This is a genomic window from uncultured Nocardioides sp. (assembly GCF_947489365.1).
GTDB lineage: Bacteria > Actinomycetota > Actinomycetes > Propionibacteriales > Nocardioidaceae > Nocardioides.
In genome coordinates this window covers 88238-109237 of the sequence record NZ_CANLDB010000003.1, presented here as the reverse complement: position 1 = coordinate 109237, position 21000 = coordinate 88238, and the positions used below count along the sequence as shown (strand labels likewise).

The window sequence follows — 21000 nt, the reverse complement described above, 5'->3', positions numbered from 1 at the left end:
GCCACCTGCTCCGCCCGTCAGTGGGTACTCCCTCCAGCGACCGGTACGACAGGCCCCAGGGAAGGCACGACGTGGATCTCGGCATCGCAGGCAAGAAGGCGCTCGTCACCGGCGGCGACTCCGGCATCGGGTGGGAGACCGCCCGCATGCTGCTGGACGAGGGCGCCACGGTGGTCATCTCCGACATCGACGCCGACGCGCTCGCGGAGGCCGCCGCGAAGCTCGACGCCCCGGAGGGCCGGCTGCACCACCACGCCGCCGACGTCCGCTCCGTCGAGGAGATCGAGGCGCTGCGCGACGCCGTGCGCTCCGCCGTCGGGGAGATCGACATCCTCGTCCAGTGCTCCGGGGTGACCGGTGCGCAGGGGCTGTTCCACGAGATCGACGACGAGGGCTGGGTCGACACCCTGGCCATCGACCTGCTCGGGCCGGTGCGGCTGACCCGCGCGTTCATCGACGACCTGCGCGGCGGGTGGGGCCGCATCGTCTACCTGACCTCCGAGGACGCCACCCAGCCGTACGACGACGAGCTGCCCTACTGCGCCGCGAAGGCCGGGGTGCTGTCGTTCGCGAAGGGCCTGTCGCGCACGTACGCCGAGGAGGGGCTGCTCGTGAACTGCGTGTCGCCGGCCTTCATCCGCACCCCGATGACCGACGCGATGATGGAGAAGCGCGCCGACGAGCTCGGGGTGTCGTTCGACGAGGCCATCGACTCGTTCCTCGACGAGGAGCGCCCGTTCATGGAGCTCGGCCGCCGCGGCCTGCCCGAGGAGGTCGCGTCCGTCATCACGTTCCTCTGCTCGGACCGCGCGAGCTTCGTCAACGGCTCGGAGTACCGCGTCGACTCCGGCTCCGTCGCGACCATCTGAGGTGCTGGCCCACCACGACACGCACCGGGACACCGGGGCCGGACGGGACGACGCCGCCACGTTCCTGCTGCTCCACGCGTTCCCGCTGTCGTCGCGGATGTGGCGACGACTCGTCCCGCTCCTCGCCGAGGAGGCCCGGGTCGTCACCGTCGACCTGCCCGGCCTGGGGGCGTCGGCGGTGCCCGACTCGGGGCCGTCGATGGCCCACGTCGCCGACGCGCTCGTCGACGTCCTCGACGCCTGCGGGGTCGGGCGGTGCGTGCCGTTCGGGGTCTCGACCGGCGGGTACGCCGCCCTCGAGCTCGCCGCCCGCCACCCCGACCGGCTGGCCGGGCTCGTGCTCGGCAGCACCACCACCGAGCTCGTCGAGCCCGACGTCCCCGCCGACCGGCGTGCCGTCGCGGACGAGGTCGAGGCCCGCGGGAGCACCGAGCCCGTCGCGGGCAGCGCGCAGGAGGGCCTGGGCGTGACCGCCCGGCGCGAGCGGCCGGCCCTGGAGGCCGAGCTGGCCGCCCTGATCGCGGCCACCGACCCCGCCGGGGTGGCCTGGATGGCCCGGGCCATCGCCGCCCGGGAGGACCGCACCGCCGTCCTCGCGTCGTACGCCGGGGAGGTGCAGCTCGTCTTCGGCGCCGAGGACGAGGCCACCCCGCCGTCCCGGGGCGAGCGGATGCGCGACGTACGCCGGGGGGCCGGCCGGGACGCCCGGCTGGACGTCCTGCCGGCGACCGGTCACCTCACCGCGCTGGAGCGGCCCGCCGAGGTGGCGGCGCTGCTCAGGCGCTGGACCCGGCGCTGACCCTGTCGGTCCTGCCGGTCCGGATCGCCTCGCGCGCGGCGTCCCGGGCCTCGGCGTCCTCGCCGGACACGTTCCACAGCAGCACCCCCGCGACGGCGTCGCCGTCGCGGTAGTGGACGGTGCGGGCGCCGTCCTCGGGACCGTCGACGACCTCGGTCTCCAGCGTGCTGTCGAGGGTGCCGACGGCCTCGTAGCGGGTGCCGAGCACCGCGGAGTAGAAGTACGGCGTGTGGTCGTAGGTCTCGTCCGACCCCGCCATGATCCGGCCCACCGCGGCGCCCATCGTGGTCGCGTTGTCGACGTGCTCGACGCGGCTGCGGCCCAGGATGCGGTCGGGGTACGACGCGACGTCACCCGCCGCCCACACGTCCGGCGCGCTCGTGGCGAGGTGCTCGTCGACGACGATGCCCCCGTCGTCGCCGAGGGTGAGTCCGGCCGCCGCCGCGAGCTCGGTCGCGGGCTCGATGCCGAGGCCGACGACGGCGACGTCCACGTTCAGCGTCGAGCCGTCGTCGATGGCCAGGGTGACGCCGTCGAGACCGGAGGAGCCGCCGACCACGGCGCGCTCGGCCTGGATCTCGATGCCCGCGTCGGTGAACAGCGCCTCGAAGGCCGAGGCGAGCTCGGCGGGGAACTTCGTGCCGTTGAGCACGGCGTCCGGGTGGACGAGCACGACCTCGCACTTCTCCCAGGCCAGGGCGGCGGCGATCTCGGTCCCGATGTAGCCGCCGCCGATGACCGCGACCCGTGGCTTGTCGTCGGCGAGCTCGCGCAGGTGCAGGTAGTCGCCGAGGGTGCGGAAGTAGACGACCCGGTCGCCGGCCTCGAGGCCCTCGACCTGGGTCGGGTGGCCGCCGGTGGCGAGCAGCAGCCTGCCGTACCCGACCGTGTCCTCGCCCGCCGTCACCTGCTTGGCCTCGGTGTCGATCGCGGTGACCCGGGTGTCGAGCACGAGGGTCGCCCCGGTGTCCTCGTCGGTGCCGAGCGCGGTGTTCTCCACCGTGAACTCGGGGTCGGTCCAGAGCTTCTTGGACAGGGCCGGACGGGGGAAGGGGGCGGTGGGCTCCTCGCCGAGGATGGCGATGGAGCCGGTCTCGTCGCGCTCGCGGATGCCGCGGGCCGCGGAGTCGGCGACCATCCCGCCGCCGACGATGACGTAGTCGAAGTCACGGTGCATGCCCGCCCGTACCCGGACCCGCTGGAGTCAGATGATTGATCCGCCGACGCCGTCGGTCACGACCGTCCGCGGGTCTCAGAACCGGTAGTCGAACCGCTCCAGGTCCGCGGCGTGGGCCTGCTCGACGAGGCGCCGGCTCGCCGGCGAGTACGCCGTCCACCAGGCGCGGTCCCGGTCGGTGACGTTGGTCGGCGGGACGGCGAGGTCCAGGCCGAGGAGGTCGCGCAGGTCGGCCTCGAGGTGCTCCATGCGCAGGACGACGTCGGCCTCGTCGACGTGCCCGGGGTTGATCCGTCGCGGGACGGACGGGTCGGGGACGACCAGCTCCAGCCAGGCGTCGAAGTCGTGGGTGACGGCGTCGACGATGCGGTCGACCATGCCGGGGGTGACGTGGACCCACGAGTCGGGGTCCCGCAGCTCCTCGACCCACCGGGTCCGGGTCCGCTCGTGCTCGGCGACGTAAAAGTCGAAGGGGTTGCGCGTCGTCGTGACCACGCGCAGGCCGTGGTCGGCAGGCAGCAGCCCGGCGGCCACGAGCTCGGTCACCGTGCCGTGCTTGGCGTCGACGCCCGCGGTCCGCACGGCACCCGGCGGCGGCACCTCCCGGACGCCCGGGCGCGTCAGCAGCGCCTCGCGCAGCGCGGTGCTGGCGGTGCCCGGCGCGGCGGTGACGACGAGCCCGGCGTCGGTGTCGACCAGCGCCATCAGCGAGCGCTCACGGCGTCGGGCGCCGGCTGGTCGACAGGCCAGTCAGGAGGCGGCGGGCCTCGGCGGCCACGGTCCGGGGCCGGAGCACGGGAGTGCCGCCGTCGGGGCCGTCGGCCATGCCCTCGACGGCCTCGGCCAGGGCGTCGGTGGCGGAGACCCGCGGCGTCCAGCCCAGCTCGTCGCGGGCGCGGGTGGTGTCCACGAGGGGGACCACGTGGGCCAGGTCGAGCCAGCCCGGGTCGAGCCGGCTGAGCCGGGCGTGCCAGGCGGCAGCCGCGGCACCGCGGACCACGGCGGCCGGCACGTGCACCAGCCTCGCGCCGAGCGCGGTCGCGATCGCGGCGGCGTCGACGGGGGGCTCGGCCGCGAGGTTGAACGCGCCGGTCGCCTGCCGGTCGAGCACCCGCCGTACGGCGTCCGCGACGTCGTCGGCGTGCACCACCGGGACGACGGTGCCGCGGTCCATCGGCAGCACCGGCACCAGCCGCACCGCGACCTTCGGCACCAGCGCCGGCAGCGAGTAGCGCAGGAGCGCGCTGCCCGCGTCGCCCTGGCCGACCAGGCCGGGGCGCAGCCGCGCCACGGCGAGCTCCGGGTGCTGCTCCTGGATGCCGTCGAGGATGCGCTCGACGTCCGCCTTGTCACGCGAGTACGCCGAGCCGGGGACGCCGGTGGTCGGGTACGACTCGGTGACCGGCACCAGCGAGGTCCGGGGGGCGTAGGCGCCGACCGACGACATGTGCACCAGGTGCGGGACGCCGGCGCGGACCGCGGCCCGGGCGACGTTGAGCGTGCCGTCGACGGCGGTGGCCCGCAGGCGCGCGTCGTCCCGGCCGGGCTGGAAGCCCCACGCCAGGTGCACCACCGCGTCGAGGCCCTCGAGCGCCTCGGCGAGCACCCGCTCGGCGTCGTCGGAGGCCAGGTCGACGGCCACCCAGCGCACCCCGGCGGGGGTGCCCGTCGTCCCGGCCGCCGTACGACCGGCCCGGCCGAGGTCCGGGGGTCGACGCACGACCCCCGTGACCTCGACGTCGTGCAGGCGCCGCAGCACCGCCGTGCCCACGTTCCCGGTCGCACCGGTCACCGCCACCCGCATGTCGTGCCCTCCGCTCGCCGGACCTGCCGCCCCTCCGTACCCCGTCCGCGGCGGACGACGTGGCGGCGAACAACGGGTGACGGCTCGGGCGACCACCCGGACGGGGTGACTGCGAGGGGGGCTGGGGGGTACCCGCACGGCACCACTCCCCGTTCCACCCCCGTCCCACCCGGACGACCACGACCTCCGAAAGCAGATCCCCATGACCTCGATCCTGTTCGGCTCCATCTCCTCGCTCGCGGACACCTCCGAGCTCCAGCGCTGGGCCTTCAACAAGGCCTTCGCCGACCACGGCCTCGACTGGTCCTGGGACCGCGAGGACTACCGCGAGATGCTGCGCGGCAACGGCGGCGCCGACCGCGTGCGCCAGTACGCCGAGCAGCGCGGCGAGCAGGTCGACGCCGACGCGATCCACGCCGCCAAGTCGGAGGCCTTCCGCGACTCCCTCCGCAAGGACGGCGCCGAGGCGCGCCCCGGCGTCGTCGAGACCGTGTCCGCCGCCAAGTCCCTCGGCATGCGGGTCGGCCTCGTCACCACGACCTCCCCCGAGAACGTCGAGGCGCTGCTGACCGCGCTGTCCCCCGCGCTGGGCCGCGACGACTTCGACCTCGTCCTCGACACCACCGCGGTCGAGACCACCAAGCCCGACCCCGCCGTCTACGCCAAGGCCCTCGCCGAGCTCGGCGAGGAGCCCGGCGCGTGCGTCGCCATCGAGGACAACGTCGGCGGCGTCCAGGCGGCGAAGGCCGCGGGCGTCGCGTGCATCGCCTTCCCCAACGCCAACACCGCCGACCACGACTTCTCCGCCGCGGACAGCCGCGTCGACCGGCTCGACCCGGCCGACGTCACCGGGCTGCTCGAGGCCTGAGACCGAAACACCGCGAGAAAGAGAGCCACGCCCCCATGGCCATCGTCGAATCCAGCCTGACCGCGGACGCCACCACGTTCCACGTCGAGGCCTACGAGAAGATCGACTACACGCTGACCTACGTCGACGGCGTGTTCGACCCCGCGAACACCCACCTCGCCGACATCTACCGGCCCTGGGGCCGGTGCCTGATGGTGATCGACGACGTGGTGGACGACCTGTACGGCGAGCGGGCGCAGGCCTACTTCGCCGCCCACGACATCGCGCTGACGACGTACCGGCTGGTCGTCGACGAGACCACCAAGGCGTGGACGACGGTCGAGGGCATCGTCGACGCCTTCACCGTCTTCGGCCTGGTCCGCAAGGAGCAGCCGCTGATCGTCGGTGGCGGCCTCGGCACGGACGTCGCCGGCTTCGCCTGCGCGGCTTTCCGCCGCTCGACGCCGTACGTGCGGATCCCGACGACCCTCATCGGCCTGATCGACGCGAGCGTGTCGATCAAGGTCGGGGTGAACCACCGCAAGTACAAGAACCGCCTCGGCGCCTACCACGCGTCCTCGACGGTGCTGCTCGACTTCGGCTTCCTCGCGACCCTGCCCGTGGACCAGGTCCGCAACGGCATGGCCGAGATCATCAAGATCAGCACCGTCGGCGACAAGCGGACCTTCGACCTGATGGACGCCCACGGGGAGGCCCTGCTGGCGACCCACTTCGGCCACGTCGACGGCGAGGTGGACGGTCAGTGGCACGCCGCGAGCGCCGATCTGCGCGACACGGCGCACGAGATCACCTACCGCGCCATCCAGCGCATGCTCGAGCTGGAGGTGCCGAACCTCCACGAGCTCGACCTCGACCGGGTGATCGCGTTCGGCCACACCTGGAGCCCCACGCTCGAGCTCGCACCGGCGGTGCCGTTCTTCCACGGTCACGCCATCTGCATCGACATGGCCCTGTCGACCACGCTCGCCGAGCAGCGCGGCCACATCGACGCCACCGAGCGCGACCGGGTCCTGTCGCTGATGAGCCGCATCGGGCTGTCGCTGGACTCCGAGCACCTCACCCCCGAGCTGCTGGAGCGCTCGACCGCCGCGATCCTGCAGACCCGCGACGGGCGCCTCCGGGCCGCCGTCCCCGCCCCGGTCGGCGAGTGCGCCTTCCTGGACGACGTCACCCTCGACGAGCTCGTCAGCGCGCTGGACAAGCACCGCACGCTGGTGGCCGAGCTGCCCCGCGGCGGCGCCGGCGTGCAGGCCTTCGTCGACGAGGGCCTGCCCGCGTGACAGCCACCTCCGGCACCCTCCCCGGGACCCTGGGCCCCGCGGTGGGCCCCGAGACGGGTCTCCGGCCGGTGACGCCGGCCGGGATCCTCGCGGAGCGGCTCGGCGACCTCGTCCGCCGGGCCGAGGCCGGCGAGGACGCCGCCTCGATGCTGACCGACCTCACCCGCGCCCACGAGCTGGCCGCCGGCCTCGAGCCGTACGTCGCGGCGTCGACGAGCCCGGAGTCCCCGGCGCTGGCGGCGCTCGCGGCCCGGACCCGGGAGGCCGCCTGGAGCGAGGAGTCCCCGCTCGAGGCGGAGATGCTGTCGGGCCACGTCGAGGGCCGGTTCCTCCGCGCGCTGGTGCGCGCCACCGGTGCCCGCCGGGTGCTGGAGGTCGGCATGTTCACCGGCTACTCCGCGCTCGCGATGGCCGAGGCGCTGCCCGACGGCAGCGGCGCCGGCAGCGTGGTCGCCTGCGAGCTCGACGAGGGCGTCGCCGCCTTCGCCCGCGAGTGCTTCGACGCCTCCGAGGTGGGCGGTCGGATCGACGTCCGCGTCGGCCCGGCGTCCGACACCCTCGCCGCCCTGGCCGACGAGGGGGCGTCGTTCGACCTCGTCTTCGTCGACGCGGACAAGACCGGGTACGCCGACTACGTCCGCCGGGTGCTCGACACCCCGCTGCTGGCGCCCGACGGGCTGCTGGCGCTCGACAACACGCTGCTCCAGGGCGAGCCCTACGGCGCCGGGGTGCTCAGCGACAACGGCCGCGCCATCGCCGACGTCAACCGCCTGCTCGCGGACGACGACCGCGTCGAGCAGGTCCTGCTGCCGCTCCGCGACGGGGTCACCCTCGTCCAGTGGGCGGCCGCCCCGACCCAGGAGGACTGATGGACGCACAGGTGCTGGAGCCCCTCGGGGCCCGCGTGACCGGGTTGTCGCTCGACGCCCCGCCCGACGACGCGACCGCCGAGGCGATCGTCGGGCTGCTCGCCGACCACGGCGTCGTGGTCGTGCCCGCCCAGGACATCGACGACACGGCGTTCGCGGCGTTCCTGCGCTGCTTCGGCGACCCCGTCTTCACCGTCGGGGAGACGCCCGTCCCGGGCTTCGACGACCTCAACGTCATCTCCAACGTGGGCCGGACGACGCCGCCGCGCTCGACCTTCCACGTCGACACCAGCTACGTGTCCTCGCCGCCGGCGTACACGGCGCTGCGTGCCGTCACCATCCCGGAGGCGGGCGGGCAGACGGTGTTCAGCAACCAGTACCGCGCCCTCGACACCCTCCCCGCCGACCTCCGCGCCCGCATCGAGGGCCGCCGGATGCGCCACGTCGTCACCGGCGTCGACCCGGGCGACGGCCAGGAGAAGGAGGCGTGGCACCCGCTGGTGCGGCCCCACCCCGTCTCCGGCCGGGAGACGCTCTACCTGACGACCCCCGCCCGGTGCGCCGAGATCGAGGGCATGGACGCCGACGAGACGGCCGAGACCGTCGCCGCGCTGCACGCCCACTCGACCGCGCCGGAGAACTGCCTGCGCCACACCTGGGCGCCCGGCGACGTCGTGATGTGGGACAACGGGACCGTCCTGCACGCCGCCGACCACTCCGGCGTCGTCGGCGACCGCGTCATGCACCGCGGGATGGCGACCGGGTACGGCGACCCGGTGTCGGGGACGCTGTCGGAGTGACTCCGACCCGCTCGGGCCTCCCGCCCCGCCTGAGGACGCTCGGAGCGCTGGCCCTGCTGGGCACGGCGTTCCCCGCGAACCTGGCGGTCACCGCCGGGGCGGCGCTCGTCGGGCTGGCCGCGCCGACCGCTCCCTCGCCGACCCCTGCGGGCGGACGACGGACGGTCCTGCTGTCCGGCGGGAAGATGACGAAGGCGCTGCAGCTCGCGCGGTCCTTCCACTCCGCCGGTCACCGGGTCGTGCTCGTCGAGTCGGGGCGCTACCGCTTCTCCGGGCACCGGTTCTCCCGCGCCGTCGACGCCTTCCACGTGGTGCCCCCCTCCGGTGACGCGTCGTACGTGGACGCGCTGGTCGACGTCGTGCGCCGCGAGGGGGTCGACGTGTACGTGCCCGTGTGCAGCCCGGCGTCCAGCCGCCACGACGCACTGGCGAAGGCCCGGCTCGCCGAGCACTGCGAGGTCGTCCACCTCGACCCCGACGACCTCGAGGCCCTCGACGACAAGGCGGCGTTCGCGGCGCTCGCGACCTCGCTCGACCTACCCGTGCCGCTGACGCACCGGCTCACCGACCCCACCCAGGTCGCGGAGTTCGACTTCGCCGCGCACCCCGGGGTGCGGTGGGTGCTGAAGTCGATCGCGTACGACCCGGTGAACCGTCTCGACCTCACGCCGCTCCCGCTCGCCACCCCGGCCGACACCGCGGCGTTCGCCCGCTCCAAGCCGATCTCCGACGACAACCCGTGGCTGCTGCAGGAGCTCGTGGAGGGCAGGGAGTACTGCACCCACGGCACCGCGCGCGACGGCCGGCTGCGGGTGTGGGCGTGCTGCGAGTCCTCGGCGTTCCAGGTCAACTACACGATGGTCGACCGCCCGGACATCCAGGCGTGGGTGACGCGGCTGGTCGAGGAGCGCAAGCTCACCGGGCAGGTCTCCTTCGACTTCCTCGAGCGCGCCGACGGCAGCATCACGGCGATCGAGTGCAACCCGCGGACCCACTCCGCGATCACGATGTTCCACCGGCACCCGGGCCTCGCCGCGACGTACCTGGCCGACGAGGACGGTGGTGGTGACGCGGGCCCGGTCGTGCCGCTGCCGGACTACCGGCCGACGTACTGGACCTACCACGAGCTGTGGCGCCTGCTGAGCCGTCCGTCGTCCGCGCGCGAGCGGTGGCGGGTGCTGCGCGGCGGACGGGACGCGATCCTCGACACCCGCGACCCGCTGCCGTTCCTGCTGGTCCACCACCTCCAGATCCCGTCGCTGCTGCTGCGCGCGCTGGTGACCGGGCGCGACTGGATCCGGATCGACTTCAACATCGGCAAGCTCGTGGAGGTGGGGGGTGACTAGGACCCGCCTGCTCCACCTCGCCGGGTCGGCGGAGTCGGCGTTCCTCGCCGACCTCTCGCGGCTGTACGCCGCGGGCGCGCTGGCCGCCGCGTCGGACGGTCCGTACGAGCACGTGATCGCCTGGGTCGAGCCGGGCGGCGGGTGGCGGTTCCCCGCGGACCTGTCGCGCGAGGCCGTCGCGGCCGCTCCGGTGGTGTCGCGGGCGAAGGGGCTCGCCGTCCTCGCCTCGCTCGAGGTGGACGTCGCGCTGCCGCAGATGTTCTGCCGGCCCGGGATGACGGCGTACCGGTCCCTGCTGACCGACGTCCTCGGCGTGGGGATGGTCGGCAACACCGGCGAGACCATGGCGCTCGGCGCTCACAAGCAGCGCGCGCGGGCGATCGTCGCCGCGGCCGGGGTCGCCGTCCCCGAGGGCGAGGTGCTGCGGCCCGGGGACGTCCCGACGCTGGCGCCGCCGGTGGTGGTGAAGCCGGTCGACGCCGACAACTCCCACGGGGTGACGCTGGTCCGCTCCGTCGACGAGTACGACGCCGCGCTCGCCGCCGCCTTCGGGCACGCCTCCGAGGTGCTCGTCGAGAGCTACGTCGAGCTGGGCCGGGAGGTCCGCTGCGGCATCGTCGAGCGGACGACGCCGGACGGGGTGGAGCTGGTCTGCCTGCCGCTCGAGGAGTACGCCGTCGACGCCGACACGAAGCCCGTCCGCGACGCGGCCGACAAGATCACCCGCTCCGACGACGACGGCGAGGGCGGTGGTGACCTCCGGCTGATGGCGAAGGACGCCGACCACGCCTGGATCGTCCCGCTCGACGACCCCGTCGTCCCCGCCGTGCACGAGCTCGCCCGCCGCGCGCACGTCGCGCTCGGCTGCCGGGACCACAGCCTCGTCGACGTGCGGATCGACCCCGACGGGACGCCGTACTTCCTGGAGGCGAGCCTCTACTGCTCGTTCGCTCCGAGCAGCGTCGTCGTGATGATGGCCGCCGCCGCGGGCACCGACCTGGCGGAGCTGCTGGCCGAGCAGGTCGCCGCCGCTGCGGCCCGCGGCGCCTGAGGCTTCGCGGAGGGTGTCACGATTCCTGGCATGAGCATCGACACGAAGAACCTCCGGCGGGTGATGGGGCGCTCCGCGCTCGTCGTCGCCGCGATCCAGGGGGCCACCGCCGCGGTCGCGATCCCGAGGGAGCGCCGCGACTACGTCGACGGCATCTGGGGCCCCGGCCTGGCCGCGGTCGCGGTGACCAGCGCCGTCGCCGGCAACGGGGACGCCGCCCGCCGGTGGTCCATGGCCGCCGCGACCACCGTGTGGGGCGCCCGCCTCGGGACGCTGATGCTCGGGCGGCTGCGCAGCAAGGACACCGAGGACGAGCGCTACACCGAGTTCCTCGGCGACGCCTCGACCGGGCAGGTGCTCACCAAGGTGTTCCTCACCCAGGGCGCGGCGCAGATGCTGGTGTCCCTGCCGATCCAGATGGCCGCGGCGAGCGAGCTGCCGTCCGGTCGTCGCCGGTGGCTGTTCCCCCTGGGCCTCACCACCGCCGTGGCCGGCACCGTCATCGAGGCGGTCGCCGACCGTCAGAAGGACCGCTTCACGGCCGAGAAGAAGGCGGCCAAGGAGCGCGGGGACGCCAACCCGCCCGACATCCTCGACACCGGGCTGTGGGGCTGGTCGCGCCACCCGAACTACTTCGGCGACTCCGTCGTCTGGGACGGCCTGTACCTCGCGGGCGCCGCCTCCGCGCCGACTGCCTGGACCTTCCCCGCCCCCGTCGCGATGTCGTACTTCCTCATCTACGCGACCGGCGCCAAGCGCACCGAGCGGCGCATGCAGGAGCGGCCCGCGTTCCGGGAGTACCAGAAGCGCGTCGCCTTCTTCGTGCCCTGGCCGAAGAAGACGCTCACGTCCTGACCCCGTCCTGACCCACGTGGTCAACGGAGGCGATCGCTGTCTGTGAGAGACAGCGATCACCTCCGTTGATGCGTTCGGCCCCGGCCTGTGGAGGAGCCACGCCCTCGTCGGCCAAGGACGGCGAGGCTGGTGCCGTGCCCAGCCTTCCTCCCGTCGCCGCCGCTCTCGCGGCCGAGCAGGACGGCGTCGTCGCGCGCCGGCAGCTGGTCTCCCTCGGCGCGACGGGGTCCGACCTGCGCTGCTGGCTGCGGCACCGCCTCCTGGTCCCGATCCACCCCGGCGTGTACGTCGTCCACAGCGGCGAGCCGACCTGGTGCCAGCGGGCGTGGGCGGCGGTGCTGTACGCCGCGCCGGCCGCCCTCGCGGGACCCTCCTCGATCCTAGCCACCCTCGGCACGTCGCGACAGCTCAGCGCGGGCGCCTCCATCCGCGTCCTCGTCGAGCACGGGCGCACGCTCGAGGAGCCGCCCGGCGTCCGCATCAGTCAGACCCGTGGCCTCGACGGCCGTGTCCAGTGGAACCGTCGTCCCCCACGGGTACGCCTCGAGGAGGCGGTCCTGGACGTCGCCGGCGAGGCCGGGGACGACATGACGGCCTTCGCCGTGCTCGCCGAGGTGGTGTCGGCCCGCCGGACGACGACGGACCGCCTCGCCGCGGCCCTGCAGGCGCGCCTGCGCCAGCGGCGTCGGGCGTTCCTCACCGCCGCGCTCGACGACCTCGGGCGCGGGGCCTGCTCCGTCCTCGAGCGGGCCTATCTCCGCGACGTCGAGCTGGCGCACGGTCTCCCACGAGCCGGACGTCAGGTCCGTGCCTCGGCGCGAGGCACGGTCTTCCGTGACGTCCTCCACCGCGCCTTCGGCGTCGTGGTCGAGCTCGACGGACGCGCCGACCACACCCATCGGGCCGACCGGGACCGCGACCTGGATCGCGACCTCGACGCGGTGGTCGACGGCCTCGTCACCGCACGCCTCGGCCACGGTCAGGTGCTCGGTCGCCCCTGCACGACCGCCGTCCGGATCGGCCGGCTGCTGCAGAACCGCGGATGGACCGGTTCGCCGCACCCCTGCCCTCGGTGCGCGTGAGCGCCCACCGCAGGACTCCCCTGGCGCTCGCTTGCACCGCGAGTGAGGATCGACGCATGACGCTCACGGCCCACCCGGTCCTCGCGACGCTCACCGACGCCCTCCCCGCCGACCGGCTGGCGAGCGACGCGGACGTGCTCGCGGCGTACTCCCACGACGAGGCCGAGTGGGCCCCGCACGGGCACCCGGTCGCGCTGGTGCGCGCGCGGACGACCGAGGACGTGCAGGCCACCGTGCGGGCGTGTCTGGCCCACGAGGTCCCGCTCGTCACGCGCGGGGCGGGCACGGGTCTGTCGGGCGGCGCGAACGCGGTCGACGGCTGCGTCGTGCTGTCGACGGAGCGCATGACCGAGATCCGCGAGATCAACCACCTCGAGCGGCTCGCCGTCGTCCAGCCCGGCGTCGTCAACGACCACCTGCGGGCGGCGTGCGCCGAGGAGGGCCTCTGGTACCCGCCCGACCCCGCCAGCGCCCCCTGGTCGACCCTCGGCGGCAACGTCGGGACGAACGCGGGCGGGCTGTGCTGCGTGAAGTACGGGGTCACCCGCGACTACGTCCTCGAGCTCGAGCTGGTCAACGGCCTGGGCGAGGTCGTCCGCGTGGGGCGTCGTACGGCGAAGGGCGTCGTCGGCTACGACCTGGTCGGCCTGATGGTCGGCTCCGAGGGGACGCTCGGCGTGGTCACCGAAATCACCGTCCGGCTCCGCGCCGCGCGGCCCGCCGAGCGGACCGTCGTCGGCTACTTCGACTCGGTCGTGGACGCCGGCCGCGCCGTCGAGGCCGTCGGGGCGAGCGGGATCGCGCCGTCAGCGCTGGAGCTCATCGACCACCACTGCCTCAAGGCCGTCGACGACTGGAAGAACATGGGGCTGTCGGCCGACGCCGACGTCGTCCTGCTCGGCCGCACCGACGCACCCGGCGCCGCCGGCGACGAGGAGGCCGCCACCCTCGTCCGCTGCTTCGAGGAGGGCGGGGCGACCTTCGCCGCCGCGTCCACCGACGAGGAGGAGGCGGAGGCGCTCTTCGTGGCCCGCCGCATGACCTACCCCGCGCTGGAGCGGCTCGGCCCGCTGCTCACCGAGGACGTCTGCGTGCCGAAGGGCGCCGTCCCGGAGATGCTGGGCCGGATCGAGAGGACCGCCGCCGCCCACGACGTCCTCATCGCCAACATCGCCCACGCCGGTGACGGCAACCTGCACCCGCTGATCATCACGCCGCCCGGGGACGACGCCGCACGCGAGCGGGCCCAGGCGGCGTTCGAGGAGATCATCGCCGACGCCCTCGAGCTCGGTGGGACCGTCACCGGCGAGCACGGCGTCGGGCTGCTCAAGCGCGACGGGCTGCACGCCGAGCTGAGCCCCGAGGTGGTCGCGATGCAGCGCGCGGTCAAGGCGGCGCTGGACCCGCACGGGATCCTCAACCCCGGCAAGGTGCTGTGAGGAGCGGCTAGCCGCTCGCCGAGCCGAACCGGAACAGCCTCCCCACCGGCGGTCGCGGCGCCGGGTCGCGGGTGAGGCGGTGGACGCCGACGCAGAAGTCGGTGCCCTCGGGGGTGACGAGGTCCTCCTCGACGAGGCCGTGCGCGGCGAACGCGCGCCGGATGCCCTCCGCCGGGTGCTCGTCGTCCGTCTCCTCGACCCTCGGTCCGGCGTCGGCCGTCGCCCACGGCCCCCGCGTCCAGACCACCCGGGCGCCCGCGGTCGCGAGCTGCGGCAGGGAGACCGCCAGCCGTTCGACGTCGTCGTCGCTCAGGTGACCCAGCACCCCGCACACGAGGACGACGTCGGCGGGCGGCACCCCCACGTACGTCGCGAGGTCGCCGGCGTCACCCTCCACGACGCGGGCCGTGTCCCCCAGCCCGAGCCGGACGGCCTGCCGGCGGGCCTCCTCCGCGAGGCGCGGGTCCTGCTCCACGAGCGTGACCCGCGGCAGCCGCGCACTCACCGCGGCCACCGGCAACAGGTCGCGACCGTCGCCCGCGCAGAGGCTCGTCACGTACGGCGGCCGCGCGGTCGCCAGGTCGATCGTCTTCGCGGCGAGCTGCCGGACCACCGCCAGACGGCCGGCGAGGTGACCCTGCGGGTCGTCGTACCCGCGGTGCCACTCGGCCCAGTCGATCTGGTCGCGCTCGTCCGCCACCACCCCATCCAACCCGCTGGCTACCCTCGGCGCCATGGCCCGGTTGCTGCTGCTGAACGGCCCGCCGGGGATCGGGAAGTCGACGCTCGCCCGCCGGTACGCCGCCGACCGTCCCGGCACCCTCGTGTGCGACGTCGACGTGCTCCGGACCCTGATCGGCGGCTGGCAGGACGACTTCGGTGGCGCCGGCGCCCTCATCCGCCCGGCGGCGCTGGCGATGATCACCGCCTACCTCCGCGGCGGGCAGGACGTCGTCCTGCCGCAGCTCCTCGCCGACCCCGCCGAGCTGGCGCGGTTCGAGGCTGCCGCCACGGAGGCCGGGGCGGACTTCCTCGAGCGGGTGCTGATGGACGACGCCGACGCGACGGTCGCGCGCTTCCACCGGCGGGGGTCGGACGGCGCCGACCCGTGGCACGACCAGGTCCGCGCGATCGTCGCGGGCCAGGGCGGCGACGCCCACCTCCGGGACCGTCACGCGGTGCTGACCCGCCTGCTCGGGGAGCGGACCGGCGCGATCGCCGTCCCCAGCCGGGAGGGTGACGTCGAGGGCACCTACTCCGCACTGATCGCGACCCTGGCGCGCTGACGGCGATGGACGAGCGGGAGGCCGACGAGCGGTACGCGCGACTGCTCACGGCGCTCGTCGACGCGCGGGACCTCCTCGAGCGGGCCGGTGAGGCCCGCTGGGCGCAGTGGCTCGCACGGGTCGAGACCGAGGTGCGCGCCCACGACGCCCACGGACTCCGACGGCTGCGCGGCGCGTTCGGCGGGACGGGCAGCCTGAACGACCTCGTCCTCACCCCGGTCAACGGCCACACCGTCGCGCCCGACGAGGTGCACGCGGTCAACCGGACCCTCATGGGCCTCCTCGACGCCGCGTACGGCGACGCCTCCGCGCTGCTCCGGGATCTGCGCTGAGCGGGCCTGCCCTAGTCTCCGCTCATGACCACCGCCCGACTGGTGCCCGTCACCGTCGAGATGGACGGTGAGGAGCTCGACGCCGAGGACGCCTGGCACCTCGTCCGCCGCCACGGGCTCAAGGAGATCGCGGTCCAGTCCTTCCGGCGGTTCCGGTACGGCGACGGGTTCACCAACTCGCGGGCGCTCGCGCTGCAGGCGGCGCTGGCCGTCGTCCCGTTCCTGCTGGCGGTGGCCGGGCTCGCCGCCGACATCGACGACGACGCCTGGTCGCGGGTGATCGGCGCGACCGTCAACGCCGTCGCCCCCGGCGGCGGCAGCGACGACGCCCTGGCCCGGGCCGCCCAGGGCTCCGAGGAGTCCGGGGAGGTCGCGCTCGTGATCGGTCTGCTCTTCTCCACGATCTCGATGACGACGGCGATGGCGCAGATCGAGCGGGGCAGCAACCGGATCTACGGGATCCGGCGCGACCGGCCCGCACCCTGGAAGTACGGCCGCGCCGCCGTCTTCACCGTCCTGCTCGCGGTCCCCGTCGGGACCGGCTTCGTGCTGCTGGTCGCGGGCGGCGCCTTCGCCGACGCGATGGTCGCGGAGTACGGCTGGTCCGACACCACCCACCTCGTCTGGGACGTCGCGCGGTGGCCCGCCGGCCTGGCTCTCCTCGTGGTGGCGATCGCGACGCTGTTCAACCACTCCCCGCGCCGACGGCAGCCGGCGCTGTCCTGGCTCGCGCTGGGCTCGGCGGTCGCGGTGTCCCTGAGCATGGTCGCCGCCGCCGGTCTGGCGCTCTACGTCCGCGTGAGCGCGTCGTTCGACACGACGTACGGGCCGCTCGGCGGGATCATCGCGCTGCTGCTGTGGAGCCTGCTGTCCTCGATGGGGCTGTTCTACGGGATCGCCGTGTGCGCGCAGCTCGAGGCCATCCGCGGCCACGAGCCCGAGCCGGCACTGGACGACCCCGGTCGGCCCCACCACCAGTCGGTGTCGAAGCACGTCTAGGCGGTCCGCTCCCCGGGGGCGAGTCCGGTTGACCCGTCAGGGGTCGTTGTCTACCTTGCAACCGTGGTTACATCGTCCGCCCGCGCGGAACCCGTCCCGTGGGTCTGCCTGCTCTACCGGGTCCCCCGTGAGCCCTCGACGCCGCGCATCGCCGTGTGGCGCAAGCTGCGCGCCCTGGGGGTGGCCCAGCTGGGCGACGGCGCCGTGGCCCTCCCGGAGGACCCCCGGACCCGAGAGCACCTCGAGTGGGTGGCCGACCGCGTCCTCGAGGCCGACGGCAGCGCGCTGCTGCTGCGGGCCCAGACCCTGACCCGCGCCGACGAGGAGCGGATCGTCCGCGGCATGGCCGCGGCCCGCGCCGAGGAGTACCGCGACCTCGCCCGCGAGGCACTCTCCCTCGGTCCGGCGGACCTGGACCCGCGCGTCGTCCGACGCCTCCGGCGGACGCTGCGGGCCATCCAGCGGCGCGACTACTTCCCCCCGCCCGAGCGCGACGACGCGGCCGCCGCCGTCCGCGCGCTGAAGCCCCGCGCCACCGGGTCCGCCCGTGTGGGAGCACCGCGATGAGGTGGGCCACGCGCGCCGGCATCCACATCGACCGGGCGGCGTCCGCCTGGTTGATCAAGCGACATGTCGACAAAGAGGCACGTTTCCTCTTCGTCGAGGACCCCGCGGACGTTCCCGACGACGCGACCCCCTTCGACATGCGGGGGGTGGACTACGGCCACCACGGCGACGACTGCACGTTCGAGACGATCCTGCGGCGCCACGACCTCGACGACCCGGTGCTGTGGCGCCTCGCCGCGATCGTCCACGAGGCCGACCTCGAGGACGACCGGTACGACGCCCCCGAGGCCCCGGGCCTCGACGTCGTCCTGCGCGGGCTGTCCATGACCCAGGACGACCACGCCGTCCTGGAGCTGACCGCTCCGCTCTTCGACGGCCTCGCCCACTACTTCCGCCGCGGCTACGTCCTCGACAGGAGCGCCCCCGCATGAGCCACGCCCCCGACCGCCCGCAGAGCGGCGACGTCATCCCCCTCGCCCAGGCCACCCGTGCCTGGTTCGCCATCTCGCTGCAGACCTTCGGCGGACCGGCCGGCCAGATCGCCGTCATGCAGCGGACGCTCGTCGACGAGAAGCGGTGGATCGGCCAGCAGCGGTTCCTCTTCGCGCTGTCGTACTGCACGCTCCTCCCCGGCCCCGAGGCCCAGCAGCTGGCGACGTACGTCGGGTGGCTGCTGAACGGTGTGAAGGGTGCGCTCGTCGCCGGGATCCTGTTCGTCCTGCCCGGGGTCGTCGCCCTGCTCGTGCTGTCCGGCATCTACGTCGCGTACGGCGAGACCGACCTCGTCGCGTCGGTCTTCCTGGGGCTCGCGCCGGCGGTCATCGCGATCGTCGTGCAGGCGGTGATCAAGGTCAGCCGGAAGGGCCTCGGCCACCCCGCGCTCGTCGCCGTCGCCGCCGCGTCCTTCGTGGCCCTGACGTTCTTCGCCGTCCCGTTCCCCGCCGTCGTCGCTGCCGCCGCCCTGCTCGGCTGGGTGCTCGGGCGCGTCATCCCCGACCTCACCCGCGCCCCCAAGGCGGCCGCCGCGGACGACGGCCCGACCCCGCTCGTCAGCGACGACGCGCTGCACTCCGAGCGCCCCTCGGGTCGCCGTACGACCCTGACGCTGGTGGTCGGCCTGCTGCTCTGGGTCGCGCCGGTGGTCGCGGCGGCGGTGCTGTTCGGCCGGGCCAGCGTGTTCGTCGACCAGGGGGTGTTCTTCTCCGGCGCCGCGATCATCACCTTCGGCGGGGCGTACGCCGTCCTCGCCTACGTCGCCCAGCAGGCGGTCGAGGTGTACGGCTGGCTGGCGCCCGGCGAGATGGTCCGCGGCCTCGCGCTCGCGGAGACCACCCCCGGTCCGCTGATCATGGTGGTGCAGTTCGTCGCGTTCGTGGGTGCCTACCGCTCCCCCGGTTCCCTCGACCCCTGGGTCGCGGCGACGATCGCGGCGCTGCTGACGACGTGGGTGACGTTCGTGCCGAGCTTCCTGTTCATCCTGCTGGGGGCGCCGTACGTCGAGCGGCTGCGCGGCAACCGCACCCTCGCGACCGCCCTCACCGGCATCACCGCGGCGGTCGTCGGCGTGATCGCGAGCCTGGCGGTGTTCTTCACCGTCCACACGCTGTTCGCGGACACCGGCCGGCTGACCACCGGTCCCCTGGACGTGGAGTACCCGGTGCTCGACTCCCTGCAGTGGGCGCCGCTCGCCATCACCGCGCTGGCGTGCGTGCTGATCTTCTGGCGCGGGTGGTCGGTGCTGCGCACCCTCGGCGTCTGCGCGCTGGTCGGCGTCGTCGTGGGGCTGTCAGGTCTGGCCTGACCCCGCCGCTACGCACCGTGGCGCGAAGGACAGGAGAGATCGGCTTCGACGGGCTGATCAGGGGCCTTCGGAGCGCATCTCTCCTGTCCTCCGTGCACCGGCCAGCCCGTGGCGCGGGCGCGGCCGGAGCTCAGAGCACGACGGAGGCCCCGCAGATCCCGCAGACCTCCATCTCGCGGCGGCTCCACCGCGCGACGGGGATGAAGAACAGCGTGAACTGCTTGAACTCCTTCACCCGACCCCACTGGGTCTGGTTGTGGCAGCGGGGGCAGGTCCTCGTCGACCCGGCCCCCACGTGCTGGCGCTTGGTCCCGAGGCCGAAGAGGAAGAACACCTCGCCAGCCTAGGCGGGGCCGGGCCGCAGTCGGCTGCGTCCCCCCGGGCCCGACCCGGTCGCGGTCAGGGCAGCTCGACGACCCCGGCCAGGAGCGCCAAGGACGCCGCCATCTGTCTCTCGTCGAACAACGGCACGCCGAAACGGAGCATGTTCGCCTCCGGCGTGCCGCTCCAGTCGTAGGTCAGGACGACTCGCCTACGCACCCCACCGGCCGGCTGCGTCGGACGGGCTGCGCGGGCCTCGGACGGTTTGCGCCCCGCCACGGTGGACAGGACACCGAGACTGCGGCCCGGCGGCACAGACACGGCTGCGCAGCACTGTGGTTTCTGCGCGCCTGGGCACCCTGGGCCTAGTACGGGAACGGGCTGTCGTACTGCACCGCGACCCTGAGCGAGGTTTGGCCGCGGTAGCCGTACGGCAGGAACACCTCGACGCTAGCTGGGTTCGTTGGCCGCCACCCGTATGACCGGGACCCGTTGCCGTCAAGGCCCATCTCGGCGACGAGGTCCTCGACATCCTGACCGTCGGCGGGCCGGATTCGGATCTCGCGCCAACAGGGCCCGTTGCTGCAGTGCTCCGTCACCGAGGCGACCTCGGCGCCTGCGGGAATAGCAGGGTCGCGCCAGTCGGCGGAACAGGCCCCTCGCTGGCCAACAGGGCCAGGTACGCGGCGTAGGAGAGATACCAGATCAAGTTGAGGGTGACGAAAGAGCGCTATCCAGACCATCCATGAACGGCTGCGATCTGCGGACCCTGACCCCTCTCGATCGGTGACATGGCCCGTCTCTCCCATCCCGTCGGCGTAGGGAGCGAGCGCCATTCAGTAGCCACATGGGATCTTGTCCTTGACCGCGATGTGCACAGCGTCTGGCCCTCGCGGGAGTTCTCGTTAAGCTGCGCGGTGAGCCGACTGCTCGGTGGTCGACGTCAATGCCCACACACGCGTGCGGGCGAGCCGGGCAACATCACGAATGCGGCGCGTTCAATGCTGACTCGGGTTCGGGGGGACGGGCTTGACGTAGCCCCGGAACTTGTTGCAACCACCCTCTGATGAAACGTCGTCGATGGAAATAGTCAGCACGATGATCCTGCGGCCCGGTCGTTCGGGCGCCGGCGCAATGCGGATCATCTGCCTGGTCAAGTTGCGGAGTTCGACCTGTGCGGGGTCGTCCTCGTCGACCGCTGTTTCAAGGTAATCCGCATACTCTTTCCACTGCGTCTCCGGTGGCCCCGCGGCGTACAGGTCTCGGGGTCTGTGCGGATTGAGAAGTTCGCAGACCGACTCAACCTTGCTGACCACGGAGTCGGAGGTGGGTTCCGGACTGCTCGTACCCCCACAGCCACCCACCGCGAGCCCAACAATGCCCACCAAGCAAAGTGATGCACCAAGGTCCAAGCGGCTGCGGCGAGCAGTCGGCTGGGGAGCTGCAGGTGGGGGC

24 protein-coding genes are annotated in these 21000 nt (G+C 73.7%); 17 read left to right on the top strand and 7 right to left on the bottom strand.

The genetic code is table 11. The features are described from left to right. Positions 1-71 precede the first annotated feature (71 nt). Together Q0858_RS09540 and Q0858_RS09535 are read left to right on the top strand one after the other, a co-directional pair. The gene (locus tag Q0858_RS09540; protein ID WP_299053226.1) at positions 72-869 is read left to right on the top strand and encodes an SDR family oxidoreductase; all 798 of its coding nucleotides are present in this window, start codon (positions 72-74) and stop codon (positions 867-869) included. 1 nt (position 870) lies between these two features. After that, positions 871-1668 carry an alpha/beta hydrolase gene (locus tag Q0858_RS09535; RefSeq protein WP_299053224.1) on the top strand — a complete coding sequence of 266 codons (798 nt, stop codon included), beginning with the start codon at positions 871-873 and terminating at the stop codon, positions 1666-1668. Here the strand turns inward: Q0858_RS09535 and Q0858_RS09530 are convergent. The 3 genes from Q0858_RS09530 to Q0858_RS09520 form a co-directional block, all read right to left on the bottom strand. Further along, on the bottom strand, positions 1646-2845 hold the full coding sequence (locus tag Q0858_RS09530) for an NAD(P)/FAD-dependent oxidoreductase (RefSeq protein ID WP_299053222.1): 1200 nt from the start codon (positions 2843-2845) through the stop codon (positions 1646-1648). The two genes, Q0858_RS09535 and Q0858_RS09530, sit on opposite strands and share 23 nt — an antisense overlap. Before the next feature lie 75 nt (positions 2846-2920). Then, positions 2921-3550, bottom strand: coding sequence for a hypothetical protein (locus tag Q0858_RS09525; protein WP_299053219.1), 630 nt, complete (start codon positions 3548-3550; stop codon positions 2921-2923). Between the two features lie 10 nt (positions 3551-3560). Further along, a complete protein-coding gene (locus Q0858_RS09520) occupies positions 3561-4637 on the bottom strand; it encodes an NAD-dependent epimerase/dehydratase family protein (protein ID WP_299053216.1) in 1077 nt (358 codons plus the stop codon). A 214-nt stretch (positions 4638-4851) separates the two neighbouring features. Between Q0858_RS09520 and Q0858_RS09515 the strand changes: the two genes are divergently transcribed. From Q0858_RS09515 to Q0858_RS09475, 9 genes are all read left to right on the top strand, one after another. After that, positions 4852-5517, top strand: a complete 666-nt coding sequence (locus Q0858_RS09515) for an HAD-IA family hydrolase (protein WP_299053213.1) — start codon at positions 4852-4854, stop codon at positions 5515-5517. 35 nt (positions 5518-5552) lie between these two features. Beyond that, positions 5553-6797: a sedoheptulose 7-phosphate cyclase gene (locus tag Q0858_RS09510; RefSeq protein ID WP_299053211.1), complete on the top strand. Its 1245-nt coding sequence runs from the start codon at positions 5553-5555 to the stop codon at positions 6795-6797. After that, a complete protein-coding gene (locus Q0858_RS09505; RefSeq protein WP_299053209.1) occupies positions 6794-7666 on the top strand; it encodes a class I SAM-dependent methyltransferase in 873 nt (290 codons plus the stop codon). Before Q0858_RS09510 ends, Q0858_RS09505 begins: the two co-directional genes overlap by 4 nt. Further along, positions 7666-8466 carry a TauD/TfdA family dioxygenase gene (locus Q0858_RS09500; protein ID WP_299053207.1) on the top strand — a complete coding sequence of 267 codons (801 nt, stop codon included), beginning with the start codon at positions 7666-7668 and terminating at the stop codon, positions 8464-8466. Before Q0858_RS09505 ends, Q0858_RS09500 begins: the two co-directional genes overlap by 1 nt. Then, complete coding sequence (locus tag Q0858_RS09495) at positions 8463-9812, top strand: hypothetical protein (protein ID WP_299053204.1); 1350 nt, start codon at positions 8463-8465, stop codon at positions 9810-9812. The genes Q0858_RS09500 and Q0858_RS09495 overlap by 4 nt, the downstream gene beginning before the upstream one ends. Beyond that, positions 9805-10863 (top strand): hypothetical protein, encoded by a 1059-nt coding sequence (locus tag Q0858_RS09490; RefSeq protein WP_299053202.1) that lies wholly within the window; start codon positions 9805-9807, stop codon positions 10861-10863. Before Q0858_RS09495 ends, Q0858_RS09490 begins: the two co-directional genes overlap by 8 nt. 30 nt (positions 10864-10893) lie before the next feature. Beyond that, entirely contained in the window at positions 10894-11718 is an 825-nt protein-coding gene (locus Q0858_RS09485; protein ID WP_299053199.1) for a DUF1295 domain-containing protein, read from the top strand. Between the two features lie 134 nt (positions 11719-11852). Beyond that, positions 11853-12800 carry a hypothetical protein gene (locus tag Q0858_RS09480; RefSeq protein WP_299053196.1) on the top strand — a complete coding sequence of 316 codons (948 nt, stop codon included), beginning with the start codon at positions 11853-11855 and terminating at the stop codon, positions 12798-12800. A gap of 56 nt (positions 12801-12856) precedes the next feature. After that, positions 12857-14239, top strand: a complete 1383-nt coding sequence (locus tag Q0858_RS09475; RefSeq protein WP_299053193.1) for an FAD-linked oxidase C-terminal domain-containing protein — start codon at positions 12857-12859, stop codon at positions 14237-14239. 7 nt (positions 14240-14246) lie between these two features. On the opposite strand, the gene Q0858_RS09470 is transcribed toward Q0858_RS09475, so the two are convergent. Then, the gene (locus tag Q0858_RS09470) at positions 14247-14939 is read right to left on the bottom strand and encodes a class I SAM-dependent methyltransferase (RefSeq protein WP_299053188.1); all 693 of its coding nucleotides are present in this window, start codon (positions 14937-14939) and stop codon (positions 14247-14249) included. 34 nt (positions 14940-14973) lie between these two features. Here Q0858_RS09470 and Q0858_RS09465 point away from each other — a divergent pair, with 34 nt between their 5' ends. From Q0858_RS09465 to chrA, 6 genes are all read left to right on the top strand, one after another. Further along, entirely contained in the window at positions 14974-15525 is a 552-nt protein-coding gene (locus Q0858_RS09465; RefSeq protein ID WP_299053185.1) for an AAA family ATPase, read from the top strand. Between the two features lie 5 nt (positions 15526-15530). Beyond that, a complete protein-coding gene (locus Q0858_RS09460; RefSeq protein ID WP_299053183.1) occupies positions 15531-15857 on the top strand; it encodes a hypothetical protein in 327 nt (108 codons plus the stop codon). A gap of 24 nt (positions 15858-15881) precedes the next feature. Beyond that, on the top strand, positions 15882-16856 hold the full coding sequence (locus Q0858_RS09455) for a YihY/virulence factor BrkB family protein (RefSeq protein WP_299053180.1): 975 nt from the start codon (positions 15882-15884) through the stop codon (positions 16854-16856). Between the two features lie 63 nt (positions 16857-16919). Continuing rightward, on the top strand, positions 16920-17423 hold the full coding sequence (locus Q0858_RS09450) for a Chromate resistance protein ChrB (protein WP_299053178.1): 504 nt from the start codon (positions 16920-16922) through the stop codon (positions 17421-17423). Next, positions 17420-17854, top strand: coding sequence for a chromate resistance protein ChrB domain-containing protein (locus Q0858_RS09445; RefSeq protein WP_299053175.1), 435 nt, complete (start codon positions 17420-17422; stop codon positions 17852-17854). The genes Q0858_RS09450 and Q0858_RS09445 overlap by 4 nt, the downstream gene beginning before the upstream one ends. Continuing rightward, on the top strand, positions 17851-19224 hold the full coding sequence (gene chrA / locus Q0858_RS09440) for a chromate efflux transporter (RefSeq protein WP_299053173.1): 1374 nt from the start codon (positions 17851-17853) through the stop codon (positions 19222-19224). Before Q0858_RS09445 ends, chrA begins: the two co-directional genes overlap by 4 nt. 130 nt (positions 19225-19354) lie before the next feature. On the opposite strand, the gene Q0858_RS09435 is transcribed toward chrA, so the two are convergent. The 3 genes from Q0858_RS09435 to Q0858_RS09425 form a co-directional block, all read right to left on the bottom strand. After that, a complete protein-coding gene (locus Q0858_RS09435; RefSeq protein WP_299053171.1) occupies positions 19355-19558 on the bottom strand; it encodes a zinc-ribbon domain-containing protein in 204 nt (67 codons plus the stop codon). A 65-nt stretch (positions 19559-19623) separates the two neighbouring features. Then, complete coding sequence (locus tag Q0858_RS09430; RefSeq protein ID WP_299053169.1) at positions 19624-19764, bottom strand: hypothetical protein; 141 nt, start codon at positions 19762-19764, stop codon at positions 19624-19626. A 779-nt stretch (positions 19765-20543) separates the two neighbouring features. Continuing rightward, positions 20544-20861, bottom strand: coding sequence for a hypothetical protein (locus tag Q0858_RS09425; protein ID WP_299053167.1), 318 nt, complete (start codon positions 20859-20861; stop codon positions 20544-20546). Positions 20862-21000: the final 139 nt, after the last annotated feature.